The organism is Arthrobacter sp. B1I2 (assembly GCF_030816485.1).
In the GTDB taxonomy this organism is placed as follows: Bacteria; Actinomycetota; Actinomycetes; order Actinomycetales; family Micrococcaceae; genus Arthrobacter.
Genome location: NZ_JAUSYC010000001.1, coordinates 1,129,743 through 1,154,381, shown reverse-complemented (window position 1 = coordinate 1,154,381; position 24,639 = coordinate 1,129,743). Strand labels below are relative to the sequence as shown.

24 protein-coding genes are annotated in these 24,639 nt (G+C 66.7%); 14 read left to right on the top strand and 10 right to left on the bottom strand.

Translation table 11 applies throughout. From position 1 onward, the window contains the following. Positions 1 to 86: 86 nt before the first annotated feature. Both QFZ57_RS05400 and QFZ57_RS05395 read right to left on the bottom strand, forming a co-directional pair. Positions 87 to 1,175, bottom strand: coding sequence for an ATP-dependent DNA ligase (locus QFZ57_RS05400; RefSeq protein ID WP_306898561.1), 1,089 nt, complete (start codon positions 1,173 to 1,175; stop codon positions 87 to 89). 61 nt (positions 1,176 to 1,236) lie between these two features. Then, complete coding sequence (locus tag QFZ57_RS05395) at positions 1,237 to 2,160, bottom strand: AEC family transporter (protein ID WP_306898559.1); 924 nt, start codon at positions 2,158 to 2,160, stop codon at positions 1,237 to 1,239. 163 nt (positions 2,161 to 2,323) lie between these two features. Between QFZ57_RS05395 and QFZ57_RS05390 the strand changes: the two genes are divergently transcribed. The 4 genes from QFZ57_RS05390 (at position 2,324) to QFZ57_RS05375 (ending at position 6,679) form a co-directional block, all read left to right on the top strand. Continuing rightward, positions 2,324 to 3,364 (top strand): TIGR03885 family FMN-dependent LLM class oxidoreductase, encoded by a 1,041-nt coding sequence (locus QFZ57_RS05390; RefSeq protein ID WP_306898557.1) that lies wholly within the window; start codon positions 2,324 to 2,326, stop codon positions 3,362 to 3,364. Beyond that, positions 3,361 to 5,055 carry an alpha-amylase family protein gene (locus QFZ57_RS05385; protein WP_306898556.1) on the top strand — a complete coding sequence of 565 codons (1,695 nt, stop codon included), beginning with the start codon at positions 3,361 to 3,363 and terminating at the stop codon, positions 5,053 to 5,055. The genes QFZ57_RS05390 and QFZ57_RS05385 overlap by 4 nt, the downstream gene beginning before the upstream one ends. A 38-nt stretch (positions 5,056 to 5,093) precedes the next feature. Then, positions 5,094 to 6,320, top strand: a complete 1,227-nt coding sequence (locus QFZ57_RS05380) for a pyridoxal phosphate-dependent aminotransferase (RefSeq protein ID WP_306898553.1) — start codon at positions 5,094 to 5,096, stop codon at positions 6,318 to 6,320. A gap of 122 nt (positions 6,321 to 6,442) precedes the next feature. Continuing rightward, positions 6,443 to 6,679, top strand: coding sequence for a hypothetical protein (locus QFZ57_RS05375; protein WP_018762891.1), 237 nt, complete (start codon positions 6,443 to 6,445; stop codon positions 6,677 to 6,679). Between the two features lie 65 nt (positions 6,680 to 6,744). Here the strand turns inward: QFZ57_RS05375 and QFZ57_RS05370 are convergent, their stop codons facing one another. From QFZ57_RS05370 to QFZ57_RS05360, 3 genes are all read right to left on the bottom strand, one after another. Next, entirely contained in the window at positions 6,745 to 7,065 is a 321-nt protein-coding gene (locus tag QFZ57_RS05370) for a MoaD/ThiS family protein (protein WP_373461186.1), read from the bottom strand. Further along, positions 7,025 to 8,134 carry a WD40/YVTN/BNR-like repeat-containing protein gene (locus QFZ57_RS05365; protein WP_306898549.1) on the bottom strand — a complete coding sequence of 370 codons (1,110 nt, stop codon included), beginning with the start codon at positions 8,132 to 8,134 and terminating at the stop codon, positions 7,025 to 7,027. Before QFZ57_RS05365 ends, QFZ57_RS05370 begins: the two co-directional genes overlap by 41 nt. A gap of 90 nt (positions 8,135 to 8,224) precedes the next feature. Next, positions 8,225 to 8,425, bottom strand: a complete 201-nt coding sequence (locus QFZ57_RS05360; protein ID WP_306898548.1) for a hypothetical protein — start codon at positions 8,423 to 8,425, stop codon at positions 8,225 to 8,227. A gap of 277 nt (positions 8,426 to 8,702) precedes the next feature. On the opposite strand from QFZ57_RS05360, the gene QFZ57_RS05355 reads away from it, so the two are divergent. The 6 genes from QFZ57_RS05355 to QFZ57_RS05330 all read left to right on the top strand — a co-directional run bounded on the left by QFZ57_RS05355 (position 8,703) and on the right by QFZ57_RS05330 (position 14,247). After that, positions 8,703 to 9,395: a hypothetical protein gene (locus QFZ57_RS05355; protein ID WP_306898547.1), complete on the top strand. Its 693-nt coding sequence runs from the start codon at positions 8,703 to 8,705 to the stop codon at positions 9,393 to 9,395. 103 nt (positions 9,396 to 9,498) lie between these two features. Next, positions 9,499 to 10,296 carry a class F sortase gene (locus QFZ57_RS05350; RefSeq protein WP_306898546.1) on the top strand — a complete coding sequence of 266 codons (798 nt, stop codon included), beginning with the start codon at positions 9,499 to 9,501 and terminating at the stop codon, positions 10,294 to 10,296. Between the two features lie 81 nt (positions 10,297 to 10,377). Further along, positions 10,378 to 10,890 carry a universal stress protein gene (locus QFZ57_RS05345; protein WP_306898543.1) on the top strand — a complete coding sequence of 171 codons (513 nt, stop codon included), beginning with the start codon at positions 10,378 to 10,380 and terminating at the stop codon, positions 10,888 to 10,890. A gap of 305 nt (positions 10,891 to 11,195) precedes the next feature. After that, positions 11,196 to 11,561: a metal-sensitive transcriptional regulator gene (locus QFZ57_RS05340; protein ID WP_306898541.1), complete on the top strand. Its 366-nt coding sequence runs from the start codon at positions 11,196 to 11,198 to the stop codon at positions 11,559 to 11,561. 52 nt (positions 11,562 to 11,613) lie between these two features. Continuing rightward, complete coding sequence (locus QFZ57_RS05335) at positions 11,614 to 11,853, top strand: heavy-metal-associated domain-containing protein (RefSeq protein ID WP_306629401.1); 240 nt, start codon at positions 11,614 to 11,616, stop codon at positions 11,851 to 11,853. Between the two features lie 27 nt (positions 11,854 to 11,880). Further along, positions 11,881 to 14,247 carry a heavy metal translocating P-type ATPase gene (locus QFZ57_RS05330; RefSeq protein WP_306898537.1) on the top strand — a complete coding sequence of 789 codons (2,367 nt, stop codon included), beginning with the start codon at positions 11,881 to 11,883 and terminating at the stop codon, positions 14,245 to 14,247. 2 nt (positions 14,248 to 14,249) lie between these two features. Here the strand turns inward: QFZ57_RS05330 and QFZ57_RS05325 are convergent, their stop codons facing one another. Continuing rightward, positions 14,250 to 14,522, bottom strand: a complete 273-nt coding sequence (locus QFZ57_RS05325) for a DUF2277 domain-containing protein (protein WP_306629399.1) — start codon at positions 14,520 to 14,522, stop codon at positions 14,250 to 14,252. A gap of 211 nt (positions 14,523 to 14,733) precedes the next feature. On the opposite strand from QFZ57_RS05325, the gene QFZ57_RS05320 reads away from it, so the two are divergent. After that, complete coding sequence (locus tag QFZ57_RS05320) at positions 14,734 to 15,000, top strand: WXG100 family type VII secretion target (RefSeq protein WP_306629398.1); 267 nt, start codon at positions 14,734 to 14,736, stop codon at positions 14,998 to 15,000. Between the two features lie 102 nt (positions 15,001 to 15,102). Here QFZ57_RS05320 and QFZ57_RS05315 read toward each other — a convergent pair whose 3' ends face one another. After that, positions 15,103 to 16,149 (bottom strand): EamA family transporter, encoded by a 1,047-nt coding sequence (locus tag QFZ57_RS05315; protein ID WP_373461185.1) that lies wholly within the window; start codon positions 16,147 to 16,149, stop codon positions 15,103 to 15,105. 71 nt (positions 16,150 to 16,220) lie between these two features. Between QFZ57_RS05315 and QFZ57_RS05310 the strand changes: the two genes are divergently transcribed. Next, a complete protein-coding gene (locus QFZ57_RS05310) occupies positions 16,221 to 16,766 on the top strand; it encodes a CGNR zinc finger domain-containing protein (protein ID WP_306898534.1) in 546 nt (181 codons plus the stop codon). A 22-nt stretch (positions 16,767 to 16,788) separates the two neighbouring features. On the opposite strand, the gene QFZ57_RS05305 is transcribed toward QFZ57_RS05310, so the two are convergent. The 3 genes from QFZ57_RS05305 to QFZ57_RS05295 all read right to left on the bottom strand — a co-directional run bounded on the left by QFZ57_RS05305 (position 16,789) and on the right by QFZ57_RS05295 (position 19,215). Further along, positions 16,789 to 17,148 carry a hypothetical protein gene (locus QFZ57_RS05305; protein ID WP_306629395.1) on the bottom strand — a complete coding sequence of 120 codons (360 nt, stop codon included), beginning with the start codon at positions 17,146 to 17,148 and terminating at the stop codon, positions 16,789 to 16,791. 99 nt (positions 17,149 to 17,247) lie between these two features. Continuing rightward, a complete protein-coding gene (locus QFZ57_RS05300) occupies positions 17,248 to 17,838 on the bottom strand; it encodes a hypothetical protein (protein WP_306629394.1) in 591 nt (196 codons plus the stop codon). A gap of 51 nt (positions 17,839 to 17,889) precedes the next feature. Next, positions 17,890 to 19,215: an MATE family efflux transporter gene (locus tag QFZ57_RS05295; protein ID WP_306901535.1), complete on the bottom strand. Its 1,326-nt coding sequence runs from the start codon at positions 19,213 to 19,215 to the stop codon at positions 17,890 to 17,892. A 136-nt stretch (positions 19,216 to 19,351) separates the two neighbouring features. Here QFZ57_RS05295 and QFZ57_RS05290 point away from each other — a divergent pair, with 136 nt between their 5' ends. Continuing rightward, positions 19,352 to 19,786 carry a DoxX family protein gene (locus tag QFZ57_RS05290; protein ID WP_306898529.1) on the top strand — a complete coding sequence of 145 codons (435 nt, stop codon included), beginning with the start codon at positions 19,352 to 19,354 and terminating at the stop codon, positions 19,784 to 19,786. A 359-nt stretch (positions 19,787 to 20,145) separates the two neighbouring features. Then, positions 20,146 to 24,537 carry a rhamnogalacturonan lyase family protein gene (locus QFZ57_RS05285; protein ID WP_306898528.1) on the top strand — a complete coding sequence of 1,464 codons (4,392 nt, stop codon included), beginning with the start codon at positions 20,146 to 20,148 and terminating at the stop codon, positions 24,535 to 24,537. Positions 24,538 to 24,639 lie beyond the last annotated feature (102 nt).

The following is a 24,639-nucleotide window of genomic DNA, read 5'->3' as shown; positions in this document are numbered from 1 at the left end:
CCGGAAAGCCCGCCATTCCCCCAAATGGCGGGCTTTCCCCTGTTAAAACTGGGCTGATTTGGCACCCTTTGCCGCGGGGCAGGACCCTAGGCGCGGCCGGTCTCCAGCACCGATGCCAAATCGAAGTTGACCGGTTCTTCCAGCTGCTCATAGGTGCAGGACTCCGGGTCCCGGTCCGGCCGCCAGCGGTTGAACTGTGCGGTGTGGCGGAATCGGTCGCCCTCCATGTGGTCATAGCGGACCTCCACCACCAGGTCGGGCCGGAGCGGAACGAAGGACAGGTCCTTGCCGGCGCTCCACCTGCTGCCTTCCGCGTTCCGCGGTGTCCGTTCACCCTCTTCCTGCTTGGCCCAGGCCCACGGGTGGTTATCAAAGTCGGTGACCAGCGGCTGCAGTTGTTCAAACAATTCCCTGCGGCGCTTCATGGGGAAGGCGCCGATCACGCCCACGCTGGCCAGGCCGCCGTCGTCCTTGTAGAGGCCCAGCAGCAGGGAGCCGATGGCGTCCGGCCCGCTCTTGTGGAGACGGTAACCGGCCACCACGCAATCGGCGGTGCGCTCGTGCTTGACCTTGAACATGACCCGCTTGTCCGGCTCGTACCGCCCCTCCAGCCGCTTGGCCACGATGCCGTCCAGCCCGGCCCCCTCAAACTGCTCGAACCACTGGGCGGCGGTGTCCTTGTCCGTGGTTGCGGCCGTGAGGTGGACTGGTGCGCTGCTGGCCGCGAGCGCCTTCTCCAGCGCGGCCCGCCGTTCCGAAAAAGGTCTGCCGGTGTAGTCGTCGCCGCCCAGCGCCAGCAGGTCGAAGGCCACAAAGCTTGCCGGCGTTTGCTGGGCCAGCAGCTTCACCCGGCTGGCGGCGGGGTGGATGCGCTGCTGCAGCGCGTCGAAGTCGAGCCGGTCCCCGGAGGTTCCCACCAGGATGATCTCGCCGTCCACCACACACCGTGGCGGCAGGTTTTCCTTCAGAGCCGCCACCAGCTCTGGAAAGTAGCGCGTCATGGGCTTCTCGTTGCGGCTGCCGATCTCCAGGTCATCGCCGTCACGGAAGATGATGGACCGGAAGCCGTCCCACTTGGGCTCGTAACTGAGGCCGCCGCCTTCCGGGATGCCGCCGATGCCGCTGACGGCCTTGGCGAGCATGGGCGGGACGGGCGGCATCACGGGAAGTTCCATAGTGCCCATTCTTGCCCGGACGGCGCCCCGCGCGGTAGGGCGGCGCGCTGCGCTGGGGTGCTCAGGCGGCCAGCAGCCAGACCACGAGGACCAGTACAGGCGCCGCGGCGGCCGTGGAGAGCAGGATGGTTTCGCGCGCCACCGCCACGCCCCGCCCGTATTTGCTCGCAAACAGGAACACGTTCTGGGCTGAGGGAAGCGCCGCCATGAGCACCACGCCCAGGAGCATGTGGTGGTCCAGGTCAAAGAGGAAACGCCCGACGACGAACGCCACCGCCGGCATCACCGCGGACTTGAGTGCCGTGGCAGCGAGGATTTCGGCGGTGTGGCCGCCGCTGCGAAGCATCCTGGTTCCGCGCAGCGACATCCCGAATGCCAGCAGCACCACCGGGACGGCCGCGCCGCCCAGGAGCGTCAGCGGTGCCATGACGGGCGCCGGAAGCTGCACGCGGAACGCAGCCAGGACCACGCCCAGGAGCGAGGCGATGATCATGGGGTTGCGGAAGGGCTGCGTCAGCATGAGCCGGGGCGAGAACCGGCCGGCCTCGGAGAGGTCCAGCAGGGTCAGGACCAGCGGGGCGAACAGGAGCAGCTGCACCAGCAGCACCGGAGCCACGGGGGTGGCGTCCCCCAGGGCATAGAGCGTGATGGGGATGCCGATGTTATTGGCGTTGACGTAGGAGCCTGCCATCGCGCCGACCGCCGTCTCGGCGAGCGGCCTTCGAAACCAGATGCGGCTGGCGGCCACATAGAGGAGCGCGGTGACCGCCGCGGTGATCATGGCAAGCGGAACATACGCGGAGAAGACCACCGAGAGGTCTGATTTCAGCACCACGGTGAAGAGCAGCACGGGGTTGGTAATGAAGAAGGCGGTACGGGTCAGTGCCGAGATGGTGGCTTCATCGCCCAGCCCGCAGCGTGCCGCGATGTATCCCACGGCGATGACGACGCCGATCACCGCCAGTCCGATGAGCACACCGCCCACTTGGGGTACTTCCTTCCGGTTCCGCCGTGCCCTGCACTGCCGCAGAGCCCGTACTACAAGCCTCAAACTTATCGAACAAGTCGCCCATGCCCCGCCACCTGTCCAACAGGCCTGTCCGGGGTACCCCTCGACATGGCACCTCCGGGGACGGTACAGCTTAACGATGGTTACTGTCGGTTTTCACGCTTCCCATGAACAGATCAGTCCCGGCCAGCTGCTCAAGGACGTCCAGCACGCGGAGCGCGCAGGCTTTGACGCGGCCATGTGCTCGGACCACATCGAGCCATGGTCCGCCCGGCAGGGGCACTCCGGCTTCGCGTGGTCCTGGCTGGGGGCAGCCCTGGCCACCACGGGCCTGCGGTTCGGGGTGGTGACCGCACCGGGCCAGCGCTACCACCCGGCCATCATCGCCCATGCTTCCGCAACACTGGCCGGCATGTTCCCCGGCAGGTTCTGGTTCGCCCCGGGCAGCGGTGAAAACATGAACGAGCATGTCACCGGGGACGCGTGGCCGCCCAAGGACATCCGGCAGCGGCGGCTGGAGGAGTGCGTGGACGTGATCCGCCGGCTGCACCGCGGCGAGGAGGTCACCCACCGGGGCCTGGTGACCGTGGAACAGGCGCGGATCTGGGATGTCCCCGACTCCCCGCCGCCGCTCATCGCCCCTGCCATCAGTGTGGAGACCGCCCGCCGGGCCGCGGCCTGGGCGGACGGTCTGGTCACCGTCAACCAGCCGGCGTCGAAGCTCCGGGACATGCTGACCGCCTACCGGGACAATGGGGGCAAGGGCAAGGCGGTGCTGCAGGTCCACCTGTCCTGGGCCGGCAGCGAGGAGGAGGCGGCGGCCATCGCCCTGGACCAGTGGCGGACCAACACGTTCGCGCCGCCCATCCCTTGGGACCTGCCCACGGCAGGGCATTTCGACGGTGTTGCCGAGCACGTGCGCGAGGAGCATGTGCGCAGCACGGTGAATGTTTCGGCCAGCCTTAGCCGGCACGTGGAGTGGCTGTCCGAATACGTGGACCTGGGCTTCGACGAGCTGTACCTGCACTTTGTGGGCCAGGAGCAGGCTCCCTTCATCGACGCGTTCGCCGCGGAAGTGCTCCCGCAGGTTCGCACTACCGGAGGCACCCCTGACCGCACCCATACGGAACCGCAGCTGGCGGCGGCAGCCGCCAACCCGGCGTCGGACGCTTCGGCATGAGGATCGCCGAGACGTCGGACCTGTGGTGGAAGAACGCCGTCATCTACTGCCTGGACGTGGAGACGTTTTTCGACGACGACGGCGACGGCACCGGGGACTTCGCCGGCCTCACCCAACGGGTGGACTACCTCGCCGCACTGGGCGTGACCTGCATCTGGCTGATGCCGTTCTACCCGTCCCCCGACCGGGACGACGGTTACGACGTCACGGACTTCTTCAGCGTGGACCCGCGGCTCGGCACCCTGGGTGACCTGGTGGAGTTCATCCGCGCCGCCAAGGACCGCGGCATGCGGGTGATCGCGGACTTCGTGGTGAACCACACGTCTGACCAGCACCCGTGGTTCGTGGAAGCCCGGAAATCCACCAACAACCCGTTCCGCGACTTTTACGTGTGGCGGAAGGACACTCCCCCGGACACATCCTCCGAGGTTGTGTTCCCCGGGGAGGAAAACTCGCTCTGGACCCAGGACGAGGCCACCGGCGAGTGGTACCTGCACATGTTCGCCAAGCACCAGCCGGACCTCAACGTCACCAATCCCCAGGTCCGGGACCAGATCGCCAAGGCCATGGGGCTCTGGCTGGAACTGGGGCTGGACGGTTTCCGGCTGGACGCCGTGCCGTTCTTCCTGGAGACGCGGGGCCAGCCCAAGGACGAGGCAGCGAACATCAATCCCCACGGCTATTTGAGTGCACTGCGCAGTTTCCTGACCCGGCGCAACGGCAGCGCCGTACTCCTGGGGGAGGTGAACCTGCCCTACAAGGAGCAGCTGGAGTATTTTGGCGGCGCTGAGGGCAACGAGCTGAACATGCAGTTCGACTTTCTGTCCATGCAGCACATCTATTTGTCCCTGGCCCGGCAGGATGCGCGGCCGCTGGCCGAGACGCTCAAGAGCCGCCCGCCGATCCACCCGGACAACCAGTGGGCCATGTTCGTGCGGAACCATGACGAGCTCACGCTGGACAAGCTGAGCGACGGCGAGCGCCAGGAGGTCTTTGCCGCGTTCGGGCCGGAGAAGAACATGCAGATCTACGGCCGGGGCCTGCGGCGGCGGCTTCCGCCGATGCTGGACGGGGACCAGGAGCGCCTGCGGATGGTGTACTCGCTCATGTTTTCCCTGCCCGGCACCCCAGTGCTGTTCTACGGCGAGGAGCTCGGCATGGGTGAGGACCTCCGGCAGAAGAGCCGGGCCGCCGTGCGCACGCCCATGCAGTGGAACAGCGACAGGAACGGCGGCTTCTCCAACGCCAGGGCGTCGGACCTGGTGGCGCCCCTGGTACGGGGCGAGTACGGCCCCGACCGCGTCAACGCCGCAGCCGCCAAGCGGGACCCGGGCTCGCTGTTCAACTTCATGGCCATGCTGATCGCCCGGTACCGCGAGGCGCCCGAGCTGGGCTGGGGCGAGTTCGCGGTCATCGACCAGCCCGAGCCTGCGGTGTTCGCCCACACCTGCAGTTCCGACGGCGGGACGCTGGTGCTGCTGCACAACCTCGGCGAAGACACGGTGAAGGTCAGCGGCATGGTGGGACCGGAGGACGGCCCGCGCCAGGCTTACCGGGACGCCCTGCTGCTGGACCTGTTCGACGGCGGCAACGCCCCCTTGGAGCCTGACGGCAGCTTCAGCGTTGAGCTGGGGCGGTACGGGTACCGCTGGTTCCGCGTGCACCGCAAGGGCGACCGGCTGGCACCGTAGCCGCGCGCCGCCGTCGTGCGTTTGTGAAAAGATCAACCATGCACGCCATGCAGCATTCCAGCAAACTCCGGGACGTCCGCTACGAACTCCGCGGACCCATCCTCCAGGCCGCCAGGAACATGGAAGCCGAAGGGCACCGGATCCTCAAGATGAACCTTGGGGACACGGCACCGTTCGGGCTGGAAGCGCCGGAGTCCGTGGTGGTGGACATGATCCACCACCTTCGCGGGGCCCAGGGCTACAGCGACTCAAAGGGCATCTTCACAGCCCGGACAGCCATTTCGCAGTACTACCAGACCCGTGGACTGATGAACATCGGGGTCGAGGACATCGTGATCGGCAACGGTGTCAGCGAGCTCATCTCCATGTGCCTGCAGGCGTTCATGGAAAACGGCGACCAGATCCTGGTCCCCGCGCCGGACTACCCCCTCTGGACCGCCGCGGTGACCCTGACCGGCGGGAAGCCCGTGCACTACCTCTGCGACGAGGAAGAGAACTGGTGGCCGGACATGGCGGACGTCGAGGCCAAGATCACCAGCCGCACCAAGGGCATCGTGATCATCAATCCGAACAACCCCACGGGCGCGGTCTACCCCCGCCACATCCTGGAGCAGTTCGCGGACCTGGCCCGGAAGCACAACCTGGTCCTCTTCTCCGACGAAATCTACGAAAAGGTGCTGTACGGAGAAGCGCGGCACATCCACACCGCTGCCGTGGCCGAAGACCTGTGCTGCCTGACCTTCAGCGGCCTGTCCAAGGCGTACCGGATGCCCGGCTACCGGGCGGGGTGGGTGGCCATTACCGGGCCACGGGCAGCCACCGAAAGCTACCGGGAAGCCCTGGAGCTCCTGGCCTCGCTGCGCCTGTGCGCCAATGTTCCCGCCCAGCACGCCATCCAGACCTGCCTGGGCGGTTACCAGAGCATTGAGACGCTCGTGAAGCCGGGCGGCCGGCTCCGCGAGCAGCGGGACCTCGCCCACAGGCTCCTCACGGCCATCCCCGGCGTAACGTGCGTCCCGGCGTCGGGCGCCATGTACCTCTTCCCGCGCCTGGACCCTGAGGTGTACCCCATCTCCAGCGACGAACAGTTTGTCCTGGACCTGCTCCGGGACCAAAAGATCCTGGTGTCGCACGGTTCCGCCTTCAACTGGCCTGCGCCGGACCACTTCCGCTTCGTGATCCTGCCGTCGGTGCTGGAGATCGAAGAGGCGGTGGAAAGGATCTCCACCTTCCTGGCTGCCTACCGCAGCAGCGTCGACGCCTGAAACAGCAGCGGCTCCAAGAACTAACCGCGCCATAACCGCGGGGAAACGGGGACGCAACATTCTCCGCCCACACTGGTTAGTGCAGGCAAGAGCCGGCACCAGCTCCAGCCAGGAGGCCCCCGATGTTGAAGAAAGCGACCACGCATGTAACCAGGGTCCGAGCACTGGACCAGCTCCATCGCGGTGACGAAATCGAAGCCCGCCTCTCCGTGGGCCCGTCCTACGACGACGTGGTGATCCGCCGCGGGAGCGTGCAGGAAACGGCGCCGGGCATCGGCGTGGTATGGATCCTGGACCGGATCACGGGGGTCCGGAAAGCTATCAATACGGACGAATGCAGCGTATGGCGCGTGGCATAGGGAGATGGCCGTTGGGCTGCGGGCGTAGCCAGTAAGGGCTGCCCGCCGCCTTGCCCACTTCCCGGTCAGCCGCCGGCAACGGACTGGATCACCAGGACCTCCTGGCCGGGTGCTACCTGGGTATCCAGTCCCTGGAGCCGCCGCACCTCATCACCGTCCACGTAAATGTTGACGAACCTGCGCAGTGCGCCCGTCTCGTCGCGGAGCCGCCGGCCCAGCACGGCATAGTCGGAGGCAACCGCATCAAGCAGGCGCGCCACCGTCACCGGCCCGTCAGCGGGCGCAGTCAGCACGGACCGCCCGCCGGCCAGGGGCTGCAGGACGCTGGGCAGCAGCAGCGAAATCTCAGGCACCGGCCACCACGGCCGCCCTGACGCACAGGACATCCGGCAGGTGGGAAGCCACCTCCCGGAACGTTTCCCCTTCGTCCGCACTCGCGTAGACCGTCCCGCCCCGCGTACCGAAGTACACCCCGGCGGGTTCTGCGGTGTCCACCGACGCCGCGTCCCGAAGCACGCTGTTGTATTCGTGCTCAGGGAGTCCGCTGCTGAGCCGCTTCCAGGTGTTCCCGGCGTCATCCGTGCGGTGGACCGCGAGCTTTCCGTCCGGAGGGATGCGTTCGCCGTCGGCCTTCAGTGGAACAACCCAGGCGGTGCCGTCCCGGCGGGGATGGGTGAGCATCACGAAGCCGAAGTCTGCCGGCAGGCCCGCCGCAATGGAGTTCCAGCTGTCTGCGTTATCGTCCGTACGGTAGACCCCGTGATGGTTTTGGGCGTAGAGGCGTCCCGCCACTGCGGCGTCCGCGGCGATCTTGTGGACGCACTGGCCGAACTCCGGATTGGGATCCGGCATGAAGTAGGCCGAGATGCCCTTGTTGCGCGGCTCCCAGGAGGTGCCGCCGTCGAGCGAACGGTAAACGCCGCCGGTACTCATGGCAACGTGCACCGTTTCGCCCGCCGGGTCCACCACGATCGAATGCGCCGCCGCACCGCCGTAGCCTGCTCCCCAGTCACTGCGGTGCGGGTGGTCCCACAGGCCGCGGTTCAGCTCGAAGTGCTCTCCGCCGTCCGTGGATTTCCAGACGGAAATGGGCTCGGCTCCCGCCCACACAACCCCGGGACGGGACTCGGCGTCCGGGTAAATCTGCCACACGCGCTCCACTGCTGCCCCGGTATCCCCGGGAAACGTGATGGCGCCCTGCTCCGGCTCGGTCCAGGTGGCGCCGAGGTCATCGGAATGTGCAACCGTGGGTCCCCAGTGCGGGCTGCGGACCCCCACCAGGATCCGGGTGCGGCCTTCCCGGGTATCGATCCCGATGCTGGGAATCTCCGCCATCAAAAAGTGGGGACCGGTGAAGGACCACTCCTGCCTGTCCCGGCTCGTGGCCAGCCACAGCCCTTTTTTGGTCCCGATTGCCAGGACAAATGATTCTGCCGCCGTTGCCATGCGGACCATGCAACCACCGGATGGGCCGCTGCGCAACGGTTGTCAGCCCCCCCAGCTCCCCAGTGGTGTAGGTAGAGGAGCCAATCTACTCGGCAGGAGTCAGTCCACGAACTCGGACTGTGTCTGGATGAAGTCCCAGTCCGCGGCGGTCAGCACGGCGGCCGGGTTGCCGGGGTGGGGTCCGCCGGCTTCGGCGATCCCCTGCAGGACCGGGAGCGGCAGTTCCTCGGCGCGCAGGTTTTCGCGCAGCCATTCCTTGCTCTCAAGATCCAGGTCCAGCCACCACATGAAGATTTCCATGACGCACCCTTTCGTCGCCTGGTTCAACGTTAGGTCGGGCCGGGAATGGCTACAAGGACTTGTGCAGGCAGCAAGTAGCTGTGTGGATTATTCGGGTACCCACAAGTAACACCGCACCTAAAAGCCAGGAAAAGACGAGTATCGCCTACTGGCGACTGCCCCAAGCGGCGCCCCTAGCCTGAAATCTCAAGCAAGCTGACCGTGCTGCTGGGGCAAACGGTGCCACCGCTGGCCTTTCCCCACCATGGTCCGTTTCACACAAATATGGGGAGACAACATGAAACGCACCTTAGCCACTCTGGGCGCCGTGGGCTTGGCGGCACTGGCCGTCGCTGCCCCCGCCACCGCGGACAACAACAACAAATCCTTCTGCCACGCCGTTGGGAACGGCTACTTAACCGTGAGCATCTCGAGTTCCGGATTCGAGGGTCACGACCGGCACGACGGGGACATCATCCCACCGGGTGAGGGGCTCCCGGACGGCCTGAACTGGGACACTGGCAAGGCCATTTTCGCGAACGGCTGTGTTGCGACGGTCCCGGCGCCACCCGTCGTCGTCGATACTCCCGTGACGCCTCCCGCCGAGGAGCCCGTGGTCGTCGACCAGCCCGTGGTGGAGCAGCCCGTCGTCGTCGATAATTCTGTGCCGGAGCAGCCCGTGGTGCAACCGCTGACGGAAGCCATAGCGGAAACCCCATCGGTGGAAGCCCCGGCCGAAGTGGCCACGGCTACTGTAACCGCCCAGCCCGCACCGGCCAAGCAGGTTGCCGCCGCACCGAAGGCAGCACCCAAGGCTGCCCCCGCGGCAGCCCCCGTCAGCGTCGGCACGAACCAGGGCTACAACGCGCAGACGGCGGTTGGAGCACCGGACGCCGGTCCGGGCTGGCTTGCCGGCGCAGCGGCACTGGCCGCAGCGGGAGCAGCGGTGGCAGTACGCCGCCGGCCGCGTCTGCTGCACACCGGCGGGTAGCCCGCAAACGGCCACAACACGTGGCCCCTTGACAAGGAAGGCGTCCTGCCAGTGCCCGGCAGGACGCCTTCCTTCCAACCCCGCCCGACCCGTGAGGAGTGCCATGCGCCAGGATCGAAGCCGGCACGCAGCCCCCACGCCGGGGGCTTGGCGGCGCGCCTGGCGCCGATGGAACACCGGTGACGTTGCCATCCTGTTCTGTGGCGTCCTCGCCTTCCTGTCGTTCACCCTCGGCGCTCCCCTGTTTCACCCGGCACCGCCGCCGGCAACGGAGGCCCCTGCGTCGGCCGCCCTGGTTCCCGGCGGCCCTGCTTCCGCCGGCGGGGCGGCTCCGATAGCGGGGACCGGCACACCGAATGGTATGGCGGCACACGACGCCACGGCACAGAATCAGGCCGCAACAGCCGAGGCCCCTGGCGGGACTGCAGCGGAGGCGCCTGCAGGACCCGAACTTCCCGCGGCTGCCCAGCCCGTCCATATCCACTACCCGTCGGCCGCCTTCGATGTTGCCATCCATCCGCTGGACCTGGACGGCGATGCCCAATCCAGCCGGACCATCGAGCCGCCTGCCACCAAGGACGGATACTGGCTGACACCGTTCGGGGTTCCGGGCCGGGGCTCCGGCAACACCACCTACGTGGTGGGCCACAGCTGGGAAGGCGCGGACGCGCCCTTCAACCACCTCAGCTCAGCAGCAGCAGTCGGTGACCGGCTGGATGTGGAAACGGCGGCCGGAACCATCAGCTACCGGGTGGACAGCATCACGACGTACCTGAAGTCCAGCCTCAAGGACAGTCCCGTCTGGGACATGGTGCCCAACCGGCTTGTCCTCATCAGCTGCTACACGGAGGATCCGTGGGGCAAGAACGTTGTGGTCACCGCATACCCCAGTGTTTCCTAGCGTCTCCGGGCCGGCGCTGGCGGGAGTTGACGGGCCCAAGGTACCTGTTCACACCGCCCCGGCGGGCGGACAATTGGCAGCATGACATGGGAAGACTTCGACGGCGGCCCGCTGCTGGTGGGGATCATGCCCAAACAGCACCCGGAGGTTCTCCGGGCCGCGGCCACCCTGGCTGCCCGATTGTGCACGCCCCTGGTCTGTGCGTATGTGGACGAAGCCAGCTACCTGGTGGAATGGGACCCGGCCCGCTCCGCCCACCGGCTGTCCCGGCACCCGGACGCAAACGACGACATGCTGGCGCTGACAAGGGAGTTGGAAGCGCAGGTCCAGGCCGCCGTGGGCATGCTGCCGTCCGACGGCGCGCCGCTGCAGTGGTCCTTCCGCACCTTGACCGGGGACCCTGCCCGCGCCCTGGGGCAGCTGGCAGCCGAGATGGACGCACCATTGATCATTGTGGGCACCTCCGAACGGGGTTTCGCGCACCGGCTCTCGGAGGCTCTCAACGGATCGGTGGGGGCGTGGTTAAGCCACCACCAGAGCCGGCCGGTGCTGGTGGTTCCCTACCGGATGCCCGCACATGTGGACAGGCCATGAGCGGCGGAAGCGGAAGCCAATACCCTGACGGCCCGCTTTAAAGTAAAGCGAAAGTAGTTATTCGCACCGCTGGCGCAGTGCCGGTGCCAGCCAGTAAGCTAATTCAAGCAAGACCGATCCACCCGGTGGAAGCCGGAATTGCCCAAGAGCTGCTCCGGAGTGCGTATCCCCCAATAACGCACTCCGGAGCTTTTTTGTGCCCTGACTGCAGCTGCACGGTTGTTGGGGCCCGCGATAAGAACTTGCCTCCAGATACCCCTCCGGGGTACTTGCCTTTATACCCCCACGGGGTATATCGTTGCGGTATGGACGCTATTGAAGAAGCCGTCGCGGCCGTGGCAGCCGAATCAGCGGCCAGCGGAACCGGCGCCGCACCCCACCACGGCTATACGGGAAACAAGGACGCGTACCTTCGGCGCCTGAAGCGCATTGAGGGGCAGGTACGGGGCATTGCCCGGATGGTGGATGAGGACAAGTACTGCATCGACATCCTCACCCAGGTTGCCGCCGTTACCAAGGCCCTCCATGCAGTCAGCCTCGGGCTGGTCGAGGAACACATCGGCCACTGCGTGGTGGGTGCAGCCTCCGAACCGGACCCGGAAGCACGCGCTGACGCCATTGATGCGAAGGTCAAGGAAGCTGCCGACGCCATCGGCCGGTTGCTCCGCTGACACCAACCCACACCCAAGCCCCGGCCACCGCCGGGACATGAAGGAGCAAGCCATGAGCACTACCTCCCCCACCACCACAACCATCAGCGTCTCCGGCATGACCTGCGGGCACTGCGTGTCGGCCGTCAGCGAAGAGCTCGAAGCCATCGAAGGCGTTGAAGCAGTCGATGTCGACCTGAACGCCGGCGGCGTTTCCACCGTGACCATCACCTCAAGCAAGGAACTCCCGGCCTCCGACATCGGGGAGGCCGTCGCCGAGGCGGGCTACCTGGTGGTGGCCAACGAGGCCTAGCAAACCCTTTCAAGCCGGAAAGCTGACATGAGCCACCAAGAACTGCTGCACCCGCCGGGCAACCGCGTCGTCGAACTGGACATTGAGGGCATGACCTGCGCGTCCTGCGTGAACCGGGTGGAAAAGAAGCTCGGCAAGATCGACGGCGTGGCGGCAACGGTCAACCTGCCACTGGAGTCGGCCTACGTCACGGTGCCCGAAGGCATCACCGACGAACAGCTCACCTCAACGGTGCAAGCAGCCGGATACAAGGCGACGGTCCGCCAGCAGGGTCATGCGCGGGTCGACGCAGTCGCTGGCGCTACGTTGCCCGCGGGCGACGACGTCGGGTACTTGCGGCGGCATGCGTATGAGCGAGGAACGAGCGAGCATGCAGAGCGAGTGCCCGGCGTTGCCCGCACCCTCCGTCCGCGCCTCATCCTCGCCGCGGTCCTGACCGTCCCGGTATTCCTCATCAGCATGGTCCCGGCGTTCCAGTTCCCCAACTGGGGCTGGGTGGCGGCCGTCCTGGCACTGCCGGTGGTCACGTGGGCGGCGTGGCCCTTCCACCGCGCGGCGGCAATCAATGCCCGCCATCTCGCCTCCACCATGGACACCCTGGTGTCGCTCGGCGTGGCCGCAGCCTACCTGTTCTCGGCCTGGCAGCTGGTGGCGGACCCGCGCATGACGGAGCACCCGGGCATGGAGGGCATGTCCGGCGGCGTGTACTTTGAGGTGGCGTCCGTGGTCACCACCTTCCTGCTCCTGGGCCGGTACCTGGAGGCCAACGCCAAGCAGAAGGCCGGCGACGCCCTCCAGGCCCTGCTGAATTTGGGAGCCAAGGACGCCACCGTCCTGCGCGGCGGCCTGGAAGAGAAGATCCCGGCCGACCGGCTGCAGGTGGGCGACGTCCTGGTGGTCCGCCCGGGCGAGAAGATCGCCACCGATGGCGTGGTGGTGGACGGCGCCTCCGCCGTGGATGCCTCCCTGGTCACCGGCGAATCGGTCCCCGTCGAAGTGGGGCCGGACAGCCGCGTCACGGGTGCCACCCTCAACACCTCCGGCCGCCTGCTGGTCAGGGCAACCCGCGTCGGCTCCGAAACCACCCTGGCCCAGATGGCGCGCCTGGTATCGCAGGCACAGACCGGTAAGGCCCCCATCGCACGGCTGGCCGACCGCATCAGCGCCGTCTTCGTACCGGTGGTCCTGGCCGTTGCCGCCCTGACGTTCGTCCTTTGGCTGCTTATCTCCGGCCCAGGCGCCGACGGCGGGCAGCTGCGGCAGGCGTTCACGGCCGCCGTCGCGGTGCTGGTGATCGCCTGCCCGTGCGCCCTTGGCCTGGCTACCCCGGTGGGCCTGCTGACCGGCACCGGCCGTGGCGCCCAGCTGGGCATCCTGATCAAGGGCCCCCAGGTCCTGGAAGACACACGCACCGTGGACACCATCCTGCTGGACAAGACAGGGACCGTCACCACCGGCATCCTGGCCGTTGACGCCACCACGGCATTCCCGGGTTTCGACGAACAGGACGTCCTCCGGCTCGCCGGAGCACTCGAGGCCGCCAGCGAGCACCCAGTGGCCCGAGCCGTTGCGGCGGCAGCAGCCTCTGCCGCACGTTTGGCAGACACAGCGGACGACGCCGGCACCCTGCCTTCAGTGCAGGCTTTCAGTTCCGCCCCGGGCGGCGGAGTGCGGGGAACCGTTGAGGGCAGGCACGTGATGGCTGGGCGGAGCGGTTGGCTGGAGCAGGGAGGAATTGTCCTGAACACCGGCCAGCAGGCGCAGTTGGCAGCTGCCGAGGAAGGCGGCGCCACGGCAATCTGCGTCGCGGTGGATGGAGTGCCGGCCGGGATCATCAGCCTCAGGGACACCGTCAAGGAAGGCTCCGCCGCCGCCGTCGCCCGGCTGAAGGCGCTGGGGCTGCGGCCCATCCTGTTGACCGGGGACAACGCCGCCGTTGCCGCCCGGGTGGCTGCCGCCGTCGGCATCGCTCCGGACGACGTCTATGCCGGCGTTCTGCCGGAAGGAAAGGTGGAGGCAGTACGCACACTCCAGGCGCACGGGGCCACGGTGGCCATGGCGGGAGACGGCGTCAACGACGCTGCGGCACTCGCGCAGGCGGATCTCGGGATTGCCATGGGATCGGGAACGGATGTGGCCATCGAAGCCGCGGACCTGACGGTGATGGGCAATGACCTCGCCCAGGTGGCGCAGGCCATTGAGCTTTCCCGGAAGACCCTGGGCACCATCAAGACCAACCTGTTCTGGGCGTTCTTCTACAACGCGGTGGGAATCCCGGTGGCTGCCCTTGGACTCCTCAATCCGATGATCGCCGGCGCGGCCATGGCGGCCAGTTCAGTCCTGGTGGTGGCCAACTCGCTGCGGCTGCGCAGCTTCGGCAATACCCGGCGCTGAGCTCAGGCCGCGCCGTAACGTTCGGCGGCGCGTGCCCTGGCCTTGGCCGCTTCGGCCTCACGGTCCTTGGGCGGTGCCTGCGTCACCAGGGATTCCAGCAGGTGCTGCGTGACGTGCTCAATCTGGTGCACGGCTTCGTCAAAGGCTTCCTGGTTGGCCTTGGACGGCTTGGTGCTGCCGCTGATCTTGCGGACATACTGCAGCGCCGCCGCGTGTACTTCGTCGGACGTGGCGTGTGGCTCGAAGTTGTGAAGGGTTCGGATATTCCGGCACATAACGCCATGCTAGGCTCTTCCAACGCCTGGGATCGACCCCTTTGTCATGGTCTCCGCCCGGCGTCCATGGGGAGCCCGGCATGGGCAGGGCTGCCCATCGACACTGTTTGGGGGCCGGGATAGGTTTTAGGCAATGGATCTTCCGGATGAGCCGGGGGGCCGCTGGGGATGCCGATCTGGTTCGGATCCACGATCTAACAAGGAGAAACTGATGGCTATTTGGGGTGCAGACGTTGAGCAGCTTCGCCAGCTCGGCAGCAAGCTTCAGGCAGGGGCGTCCGAGATCGAGACGCAGAAATCCACTCTTACCAAGCTTCTGCACGGGACCGACTGGAAGGGCCCGGACGCGGACAAGTTCAAGGGCGAATGGGATGGCCAGCACGCCACCATGCTGACCAAGGTTGCCGAAGCCTTGAAAGAGGCCGGCAGCCAGGCCAAGCGGAACGCAGAGCAGCAGAGCCAGGCCTCGAACGGCTAATGCCTTAGGCGGCACGAAGTGCCGCCTAAGCGGCCCGGGCACCGCAAGGTGCCCGGGCCGTCGTCTTTAAGGCGCGGGCTCTTCTTACGTGACGGGCGCGGCTTAAGGCACGGGCTCGACGTCGTTCGCGTGCTCCAGCGGTGACGCGGGCACGCGGGTGCCCTTTCCGCCGTCGCGGGGAGCAGATGTGGCGGGGACCCGCAGTTCGTCGAGCCGGACCAGGATCACCCCGCCGACGATGAATATCCCGCCCAGGAGTTGGATGGCGCCGGGCAGTTCTCCCAGCAGCAGCCACGCCCACACCACGGCAAACAGGACCTCGGTGAGTGACACGAACGATGCCACCTTGGAGCCGAGCGCCCGGGCGGCCATGACACCCGACACATACGCCAGCACGGTGGCCAGCACCACCAGCCCGGCAAGCGGGGCCCACCACGGCGTGGTCCAAGGACCCAGGGCGGTATCCGCAGCGCTGAAGGCCATGGGCAGCAGGCCCGTGGCGGCAGCGAGCCACATGACGGCAGCGCCCACCATGAGGCCGCCCGAGGCCAGCACGATGGGTGGCAGGGTGTCATTTTCCCTGGCAGTGATGAAGAAATAGATGGCCAGGCAGACCGCGGCCGCCATGCCCCATAAAACCCCTACCAGGTCCACCTTCACGGCCCCGGTGAGGTCAAGGACCAGCACCAGCCCGGCCAGGGACAGCAGGGTCCCGCCGGCGGTCAGCACGCTGGGTCGCCGGCGGCTGGCGGCCCAGAGCCACAGGACGATGATCACCGGAGCCAGGTACTCCAGCAGGAGCGCGACGCCCACGGAGAGCCGGGCCACCGCATTGAAGTAGAACAACTGGCAGGCGGCTACCCCAATGAGCCCGAACAGCACGATGGTCAGCCAGTTGTCCCGCAGCTGGTGCCAGCGGCCCTTAAGCGCCCACGCGGCAGGCACGGCGAGGAGCAGGGCCGCGCCGGTCAGGCGGGCGGTGACTGCCGCCCCCGGGGACCAGCCGGTTTCCAGCAGTGACTTGGCAAAGGATCCGGACAGGCCAAAGACGGCGGAGGAGAACAGCGCGATACCGAGGCCGGAGGCTTGGAAACCGGGCCTCCGGGTAGGCAGCTCCGGGGCGGGGTTGTGGTTCTCGGCGGCAGGCACCGTCGCCTCCTGTCAGGAGTAAAGTGGGGTAATGCCCATGACACTACGCGTGGGTGCTGTAAGGAGTCAACATGGTTTTCGCCCCTGACACAGAAGTGGCGCTGCGTACGGTGGTGAACCTCATCAACACCGCCGCGAACAGCAGGGAAGGGTTGGCCTCCGTTGCGGACCTGGACAGCTTCCTGGCCGCGGAAGGGTTTTCCGGATCCCGGAGCAGGGACGCCGGGGAACTGGAAAGCGTGCTGCAGCTGCGCCGCGAACTGTCGGCAGTGTGGACCGCGGATGAAGACGCTGCAGTGGAGACGGTCAACCGGCTGCTGCGGGACGCGAATGCGCTGCCGCAACTGATGAAGCACGACGGATGGGACTGGCATCTCCATGCCACGGCACCGGAGGCCCCCCTTGCCGACCGGATGAGTACTGAAGCGGCCATGGCCCTGGCTGATGTGATCCGCAGCAAGGAAATGGACCGGATGCGTGTATGCGAGTCGGAGGACTGCGATGCCGCCGTGCTGGACCTGAGCCGGAACCGGTCCAAGCGGTACTGCGATACCGGTAACTGCGCCAACCGGGCACACGTTGCGGCTTACCGGGCGCGGCAGGCCGCCGCCGGTTAACGCACCGCCGCGGCAGTACCGCCTAGCGCTGGGAAGTGCCGTCTGCGCCATCATCCGGCACCGGCGGGTTCTGGGCGGCTTGCGTCCCGAAACCGTGGCTGGACTTGGGTGCTGAACTGAGGTTTACCCCCGAGCCCTTGCCCAGGTGTTCGGCGTTCTCCTTGTAGCTCATCGAGAGCATCGCGGCGATCACCAGGGTCGCGATGAAGGCGATGCCGGCCGCCGTGAAGGCGAGGTCGAACCTCGGTGCACGCGCGCTTCCCCCGGAGGCGAAAATCAACACTGCGACGAAGGCGACGACGGCCCAGAACGCCGAGAACATCAGCGGCCCCTTCACCGAGGTCCGCAGCTTGCGCGGTTTTCCTTGATGCTGGTCAGCCACAGTGGTTCCTCCCTGCAGGCGGCGCACGGCCGGCCTGGTTTACGTCTTGCGGTGTCACACCGGATTTTCTACAGAAAGTAGAAGGGCGCTCCCCCTAGTTTACGGCTTCCCCGCCCCGGCACCGGCATCGTGCCGCAGCGTCAGGCCGGAAAGCACCCACAGAACGCCGGAAATAATCGCCCCACCGCCAGCCACGCCCAACAGGGCATGGGCACCGAGGTTGATGAAGAACGGCAGCAGCACTGCGGTTCCAATCCCGATAATCCCGGAGGCAATCCAGTCACGGGCAAGAACATGGCGGCCCCTGTACTGCAGGCCGCAGACGAGCTCCTGGACGCCGGCCACGCCAAGGCCAAGGGCTGCGATCACCCCGAACAACAGGTCGCTGTGCAGGAGGAGCACCGCAAAGCCGGCACCGGCCAGGACCGCGCCGCCGGCCGACAGCAGCTTGCCGGGCGCCGAATTCTGGGCGAACCCCGCTGCCGGAACCGTTCGGAGCGACACCACGCCGGTGGCCAGAAGGTAGAGGCCCCCGGCCCAGCCCATGACCTCCACGGAAGGCGACGTCCAGAAGACCGTTAGGGCGCCGAACACCAGCGCAGCGGCCGAACGGAGCAGGACAGGCTTCCAGAGGTCGCTGCGGGGGGCGGTTCCGGGGGCAGCGCCCGCGGGGGTGGATGGTTGCGTCACCGGTCCAGTTTAGTGGGGGCAGCTGGAACGTTTAACCGGACTGCCCCGTTGTCAGGCCGAACCCAGCACCATCCAGCGGTCCGACCGCGCACGCAGGCCCAGGGTCAGGGCACGCGCCGACATGTACCCCAGCCCGAAGGCCACCCAGAGCCATCCGAGCCCCGTGGCAGCGGTGGCACCGGACAGCGCAACCCATGCCAGCAACGGCACGTAGACGGCGAGGTTCACCAGCCCCGCCAAGGCGAGGTACCGCGCGTCCCCCGCGCCGATCAGTACGCCGTCCAGGACGAACACGTACCCGGCGATCGGTTGCCCTGCCGCCAGGATCCAGAGGGCAATGGTGAGCACCTGCTGAACCTGGGGATCCGGAGTGAACAGCGCCCCTGCCCAGGGTGCTGCCGCGGCCAGCAGCAGGCCCGTCACCACGCCGAACCCGGCGCCCCAGCGGATCATGGTCCCGGTCAGCAACCGGGCCTTGGCCGCATTGGACGCGCCAAGCTCCTTCCCAATGAGTGCCTGCGCCGCGATCGCCAGGGCATCCAGGGCGAATGCCAGGAAGGAAAAGATGGTCATGGCCAGCTGGTGGGCAGCAAGATTGACCTCACCTTGGGCGGTCACCACCAGCACCGTGGCCAGGATTGCCGCGCGCAGGCTGAGCGTGCGCAGCATCAGCCACGATCCCACGCGCGTCATGCTGCGGATGCCCCGCCAGCTGGGAAGCAGGCTTACCCCATGCCGCACGGCACTGCGGCGCACCATCACCACGTAGACAGCAGCCATGGCCCACTGTGCCAGGCTGGTGCCCATCGCCGATCCGACCACGGACATGCCCAGGCCGTAGACAAGCCAGAGGTTCAGGACGATGTTGGCGCCGAATCCTGCCGTGGCCACCACCAGCGGGGTCCTGGTGTCCTGCAGCCCGCGCAGCACGCCGGTGCCGGCAAAGATCAAGAGCATGGCCACCAGGCCCGGCATGGACCACCGCAAGTAGTCGACCGCGAACGTCCGCACGCTGCCGTCGGCGCCCATAAGGTCAATCAGCGGCCCGGCGGCTGCGAAGCCTGCCGTGGCGAGGAGCAAGCCGAGGAGCAATGCCAGCCAGACGCCGTCGCGCCCTGCCGCAAGGGCCTTGCCCAACTGTCCGTCACCAATGGCGCGGGCTACAGCGGGCGTCGTTGAGTACGCCAGGAAGACCATCAGTCCGACGACGGTCTGCAGCACCGCTGATGCCAGCCCAACACCCGCGAGCTGGGCAACACCGAGATGCCCCACAATGGCGGAGTCCGCGAGCAGGAAGAGGGGTTCGGCCACCAGCGCTCCGAAGGCGGGGACGGCGAGGCGGAGTATTTCCCGGGCATGGCCCTGGGTTCCGGTCATGGCGGCAGGAGGAGGTTGCTGGGGCACGCTGCCAGCTTAACCTCGGCCACTGCCAGGAGGCGGCCGGGCATGAGAAAGCCCACAACCCGCGCGATTTTGTTGACACTTCAACCATTGATCCGGAAGAGTGGAATGCATGAACCAGTCAGCACTGACCACCACCGCCCTCGCCGCCCTGCGGATCGTCCTCGGCTTCCTCTTCGCAGCCCACGGATGGCAGAAGTTCAATGAATGGACCATCGCCGGCACCCAGGCCTCCTTTGCCAAGATGGGCATTCCGGCAGCCGATCTCATGGCCCCCGCCATCGCCGCCCTGGAACTGGCGGGCGGCATTGCCTTGATCCTGGGGATCCTCACCCGCGTGGTGGCCGCACTCCTCGTCCTGGACATGCTCGGCGCCCTCGTCCTGGTGCACGCCCCCGCCGGCGTCTTCGCGGCGAAGGGCGGTTACGAACTCGTCCTGCTCCTTGCCGCGGCGGCGTTCACGCTGGCACTCACGGGAGCCGGCCGGCTTTCCCTGGACCGCGCCCTCTTCGGCCGCAGCAAGTCCCGGCTGGCCGCACTGGCCTAGGAACCTCCCCTCCAGGGAGCCCGACGGCGGCCGGTCACCCAAGGTGGCCGGTCGCCGTCGAGCACTAAGGCCTGCCGTCCCGGCTGCCACGGTTGGCAGCCGGCGCACCGCAGGACCTTCAGCGCCCCGGGCCGGGAAAGTTGGGAAAACGCTTGCCGCAGCATCGCGGGGCCTGATAAACCAGTGAGTGGTGCAGTGAAAGCTGCATCACCCGCACCCAGGTCTCAGTTTTTCAACAACGGGTATTCCCCGGAACTTCATCGGTCCCGCCGCGCTCAACAGCATTCTGCCGGCGCCCTTTTGAATCGTTCCAATACCGCTCCTGGGAACAACCTTGCCGCTCATCGAAGGAGATGTCAGTGAACAAACCCCAGCAAGCGATCCCCCGGTCATTGGAAGGGCCACCCCCTCGGCAACGCCGCGGCCACGGTGCAACGCGTGCCCTGACGGCGGCAGCAGCGTGTGCCGCCCTGGCCCTCACCGGATTGCCCGCCGCCCATGCCGAAACTGCGCTGCCACCCGTGGGAAGTGGTTTCAAATTCGATTTCGGCCCCGGTGCCACCGCAGAGGGTTATACCGCCGTTAACGCGGACACGCAGTATTCGGCAGCATCGAAATTCGGCTTTACGGACACCGCCGTCACCTCCGGCGCCGACCGCGGCACAGGGGATGCCCTGCGTTCGGACTTTGTCCAGGCCCAGGGCAGCACCTTCCTGGTGGACCTGCCGAACGGCGACTACACCGTGAAACTCATTGCCGGCGACGCCGCGGAAGCCACCAACATCGCCATTACGGCGGAAAGCATGGCAAAAGTCCAGGCCACTGACAAGCCCGCCGGACAGTACCTGGAGATGGAGTTCCCCATCTCACTGGTGGACGGGCAGCTCAACCTTGACTTCACCGGCACAGCCGCCAGGATCAACTCCCTGGTCATCGCCGCACGGGCTCCCCGCACGGCCACCACGGATCCCGGCGTGTACCTCGCGGGCGACTCCACGGTCCAGACCTACGACGCCGGTTATGTTCCGCAGGCCGGCTGGGGACAGATGATCGACCGCTACTTCGACACTGCGGTGACATTCCGGAACCACGCCATTGGCGGCCGGAGCTCAAAGAACTTCATCAGCCAGGGCAGGCTGGACGAGATCCTGCGCGTCATCAACCCGGGCGACTACCTGATGGTCCAGTTCGGCCACAACGACGCCACCATCGGCGTGGATGACCGCTACGCCTCCCCCGCGGACTACAAGGAATACCTGCGGACCTACGTCCATGGGGCACGCCAACGCGGCGCCGTCCCCGTCCTGGTCACCCCTGTGGGCCGGCGCGATTACGACGAGGCCACCGGCAAGTTCAACGTCAGCTTCCCCGAATACGTGGCGAAGATGCAGGAACTGGCCGCCGAAGAAAGCGTTGCACTGGTGGACCTCTCCGCCTCAAGCCGTGCGTACTACGACGCCATTGGCCCCGAGGACACCAAGTCCGTATTTCTCCACGTGGACGCGGGTGTTTATCCCAACCGGCCCACCGGAACCGTGGACAACACCCACTTCCAGGAGTACGGCGCCATCCAGATCGCCCGCCTGGTGGCCAACGGGGTGAAGCAGCTCAACCTGCCGCTGGCGGCGCGCGTCAAGGAGATCGCACCGCCGTCGTCCGTTCCCGCACAGCCGCAAGGCCTGGTGGCGGGCAGCATCTCCAACGCCGGGGCGCTCCTGAAGTGGCAGGCAGTTGAGGGTGCGGACATCTACAAGGTGTACCGGAAGCTGGCCGGCGAGCCGGACAGCGCCTACAAGCTCACCACCACTGCCACGGTACCCACGGCCAACCTCACCGGCCTTGCGGAAGGCACGGCCTACAGCATCCGCGTGGCCGCGATGAACGGCAAGGGCCTCTCAGAGCCGAGCACTCCCCTGGCCCTGACCACCAAGCAGGCGAAGTACAAGTTCGACTTCGGGCCGGCCGGCGCACCGGTCGAGCCCGGCTACACCGAGGTTAACCGGACCATGCCCTACACCGCGGAACGCGGGTTCGGGTTCAAGGACACCTCCGTCCTCAGTGACCGGGACCGCGGCGCCGTCACCAGCAACCTCCTGCGCGACTTCGTGCTGAGCGGGTCCAGCTTCGAATTCCAGCTTGACGTACCCAATGGCACCTACGCGCTCAAGACCTATCACAGCGACTGGATCGGCTCCACCAGGACGGACGTGGCCGCCGAAGGTACCCCGTTCGGGCAGGTGTCCTCCAGCAAGGCTTCCTCCGCCACCAAGATCATTAACCAGGTCCTGGTCACGGACGGCCAGCTGAACCTCAGCATCAGCGGTTCCGGCCAGCGGTTGAACGGCCTGGAGGTGACCCCGCTGCTGGTGGGACCGGCCAACCTGCGCCCCACCGCTGTCAACGCCGCAGCTGAACCGCCCACCGTGGACCTCGCGTGGGATGCGGTGCCCGACGCCGCCGCCTACAAGGTCTTCCGGCAGGCGTCCTTCGAGACCGAACCCCAACTCGTTGCCGCGGACGTGACGGCTCCTGCCTTCCATGACACCACGGCGTTCGCAGGGCTCAAGTACAAGTACTTCGTGACCGCCCTGGACAGCACGGGCCTCGAGTCGGTTCCCTCCAACACGGTGGAAACCGCCCTGGTTGATCCCGCCACCCCCGTCCCCGCCGCCACCGGCAAAGTGGACGTCAAAGCCGTGGAGAAGACCAGCGTGACGCTGAAATGGCAGAAGGTGAAGGACGCTGCCGCCTACCAGGTGTACCGCTCCACTTCCCCGGACGGGCCTTTTGAGTACGTGGGCCGGGCCACCGAAGTGAATTTCACCGACTACACGGTGCTGACAACCATCAAGTACTACTACCGGGTGACCACGGTGAACAAGGGCGGCGAGTCCGCGCCGTCCGCTGTTGTGGGGACCGGGAAGGTAACTGTGGTGAACCGGCAAATGGAGAACCTGGACCGCGCACCAGTAGCCCTGCTGACGGGTGAAGGCGTGCGGCTAAGCTGGCGGATGCTGGGCCTTGACCCGGAGCAGGTGGGCTTCCATGTCATCCGCGACGGCGTTCAGCTCACCGATGAGCCAATCCGGAACAGCACCACCTTCCTGGATCCGGCAGGCGCGGCTTCCTCCAAGTACGTCATCAAGGCGGTGGGCAACGGCGGCGACCAACTGACCGCGGAGTTCCAGCCGATGTCCCGGAACTACCTGGCCATCAAACTCGACAAGCCCGCCGACGACTACACCAAAGACGGGCAGCCTTACACCTACTCCGCAGGGGACGCCAGCGTGGCGGACCTGGACGGGGACGGGTCCTACGAGATCCTCCAGATGTGGTCCCCGTCCAATTCCAAGGACAATTCACAGTCCGGCTACACCGGAACCGTGTACGTAGACGCGTACAAGATGGACGGCACCAAGCTCTGGCGCATCAACATGGGCCCGAACATCCGCGCCGGGGCCCACTACACCCAGCTGCTCGCCTATGACTTCGACGGCGACGGCAAGGCCGAGGTGGCCATGAAGACGGCGGACGGCACCCGGGACGCAGCCGGCACCGTGATCGGAAACGCCGGCGCTGATTACCGGAACAGCAGCGGCTATGTCCTCACCGGACCCGAATTCCTCACCGTGTTCCACGGAGCCACCGGGACCATCATGGACACCGTGGCCTACGATCCCCCTCGCGGGGACGTGGGCGCCTGGGGAGACACCTACGGCAACCGTGTGGACCGGTTCCTGGGGGCAGTGGCTTACCTGGACGGCGAGCACCCGTCCATGATGTTCAGCCGCGGCTACTACACGCGGACCGTGCTGGCCACCTATGACCTGGTGGGCGGAAAGATCAGCAAGCGCTGGACGTTCGATTCAGATATCGCCGGTACCCAGTACCGCGGCCAGGGCAACCACAACATGTCGGTCCTCGACGTGGATGCTGACGGCAAGGACGAATTCGTCTTTGGATCCATGACCATCGATGACAACGGCAAACCCCTTTACAGCACGGGCCTGGGCCATGGGGACGCCATCCACACGAGCGACTTCGATCCGTCCAGGCCGGGACTGGAGACGTTTGCCGTGCACGAGGAGATGGGTGCAAGCGGAAACCTCGGAGCCACCTTCCGGGACTCGAGGACCGGCGAGGTGCTGTGGAGCATTCCCGCCGTCAAGGACACCGGCCGCGGGGCCATGGGCGACATCGACCCGCGCTTTCCCGGCGCGGAAGGGTGGGCGGTCGGCGGCGACGCTGCCTGGAATTCCGCAGTGGGTCAGCTCCGTTCCGTCAAGGGTGAGCTGATCTCGGAGAAGATTCCGGCGGCCAACTTCCTGGCGTGGTGGGACGGGGACCTGCTGCGTGAAATCGTCGACCATGACTGGGACGCGGCAACCAACAGCGGAACACCCAGCATCGCCAAATGGAACTGGGAAACCCAGTCCAGCGACCGGCTGCTGACCGCAACGGGCGCCAAATCCAACAACGGTACCAAGGGCACGCCTGCCATCCAGGCTGATCTCCTGGGCGACTGGCGGGAGGAAATCGCGTGGCCTTCCGCCGACAGCACTGAGTTGCGGATCTACACCACTACAGCCGGTACGGACGTCCGCCTGCGGACGCTGATGCACGATCCTGTATACCGGCAGTCGGTGGCCCGCGAAAACGTGGCATATAACCAGCCGCCGCACCCGGGCTTCTTCATCGGGGTTGGCATGGAGCTGCCGGCCCAGCCGGATATCGTATACACCCGCGACTGAGGTAACTAGTATCGAAACTGCCCCGCCCACCGCTCTGGTGGGCGGGGCAGTTTGTTTCACGCCCAACCGGCCGGTAACCGGTGCCATCAGTAAGATCGCAGC

Coding starts and splice junctions, on each gene's coding strand:
- QFZ57_RS05390 (WP_306898557.1), top strand. CDS start 2,324: ATGGTTACTGTCGGTTTTCACGCTTCCCATGAACAGATCAGTCCCGGC.
- QFZ57_RS05330 (WP_306898537.1), top strand. CDS start 11,881: ATGAGCCACCAAGAACTGCTGCACCCGCCGGGCAACCGCGTCGTCGAA.
- QFZ57_RS05375 (WP_018762891.1), top strand. CDS start 6,443: ATGTTGAAGAAAGCGACCACGCATGTAACCAGGGTCCGAGCACTGGAC.
- QFZ57_RS05380 (WP_306898553.1), top strand. CDS start 5,094: ATGCACGCCATGCAGCATTCCAGCAAACTCCGGGACGTCCGCTACGAA.
- QFZ57_RS05290 (WP_306898529.1), top strand. CDS start 19,352: ATGAACCAGTCAGCACTGACCACCACCGCCCTCGCCGCCCTGCGGATC.
- QFZ57_RS05370 (WP_373461186.1), bottom strand. CDS start 7,065: ATGTCCTGTGCGTCAGGGCGGCCGTGGTGGCCGGTGCCTGAGATTTCG.
- QFZ57_RS05350 (WP_306898546.1), top strand. CDS start 9,499: ATGCGCCAGGATCGAAGCCGGCACGCAGCCCCCACGCCGGGGGCTTGG.
- QFZ57_RS05295 (WP_306901535.1), bottom strand. CDS start 19,215: ATGACCGGAACCCAGGGCCATGCCCGGGAAATACTCCGCCTCGCCGTC.
- QFZ57_RS05310 (WP_306898534.1), top strand. CDS start 16,221: ATGGTTTTCGCCCCTGACACAGAAGTGGCGCTGCGTACGGTGGTGAAC.
- QFZ57_RS05355 (WP_306898547.1), top strand. CDS start 8,703: ATGAAACGCACCTTAGCCACTCTGGGCGCCGTGGGCTTGGCGGCACTG.
- QFZ57_RS05400 (WP_306898561.1), bottom strand. CDS start 1,175: ATGGAACTTCCCGTGATGCCGCCCGTCCCGCCCATGCTCGCCAAGGCC.
- QFZ57_RS05385 (WP_306898556.1), top strand. CDS start 3,361: ATGAGGATCGCCGAGACGTCGGACCTGTGGTGGAAGAACGCCGTCATC.
- QFZ57_RS05325 (WP_306629399.1), bottom strand. CDS start 14,522: ATGTGCCGGAATATCCGAACCCTTCACAACTTCGAGCCACACGCCACG.
- QFZ57_RS05365 (WP_306898549.1), bottom strand. CDS start 8,134: ATGGTCCGCATGGCAACGGCGGCAGAATCATTTGTCCTGGCAATCGGG.
- QFZ57_RS05335 (WP_306629401.1), top strand. CDS start 11,614: ATGAGCACTACCTCCCCCACCACCACAACCATCAGCGTCTCCGGCATG.
- QFZ57_RS05320 (WP_306629398.1), top strand. CDS start 14,734: ATGGCTATTTGGGGTGCAGACGTTGAGCAGCTTCGCCAGCTCGGCAGC.
- QFZ57_RS05340 (WP_306898541.1), top strand. CDS start 11,196: ATGGACGCTATTGAAGAAGCCGTCGCGGCCGTGGCAGCCGAATCAGCG.
- QFZ57_RS05345 (WP_306898543.1), top strand. CDS start 10,378: ATGACATGGGAAGACTTCGACGGCGGCCCGCTGCTGGTGGGGATCATG.
- QFZ57_RS05360 (WP_306898548.1), bottom strand. CDS start 8,425: ATGGAAATCTTCATGTGGTGGCTGGACCTGGATCTTGAGAGCAAGGAA.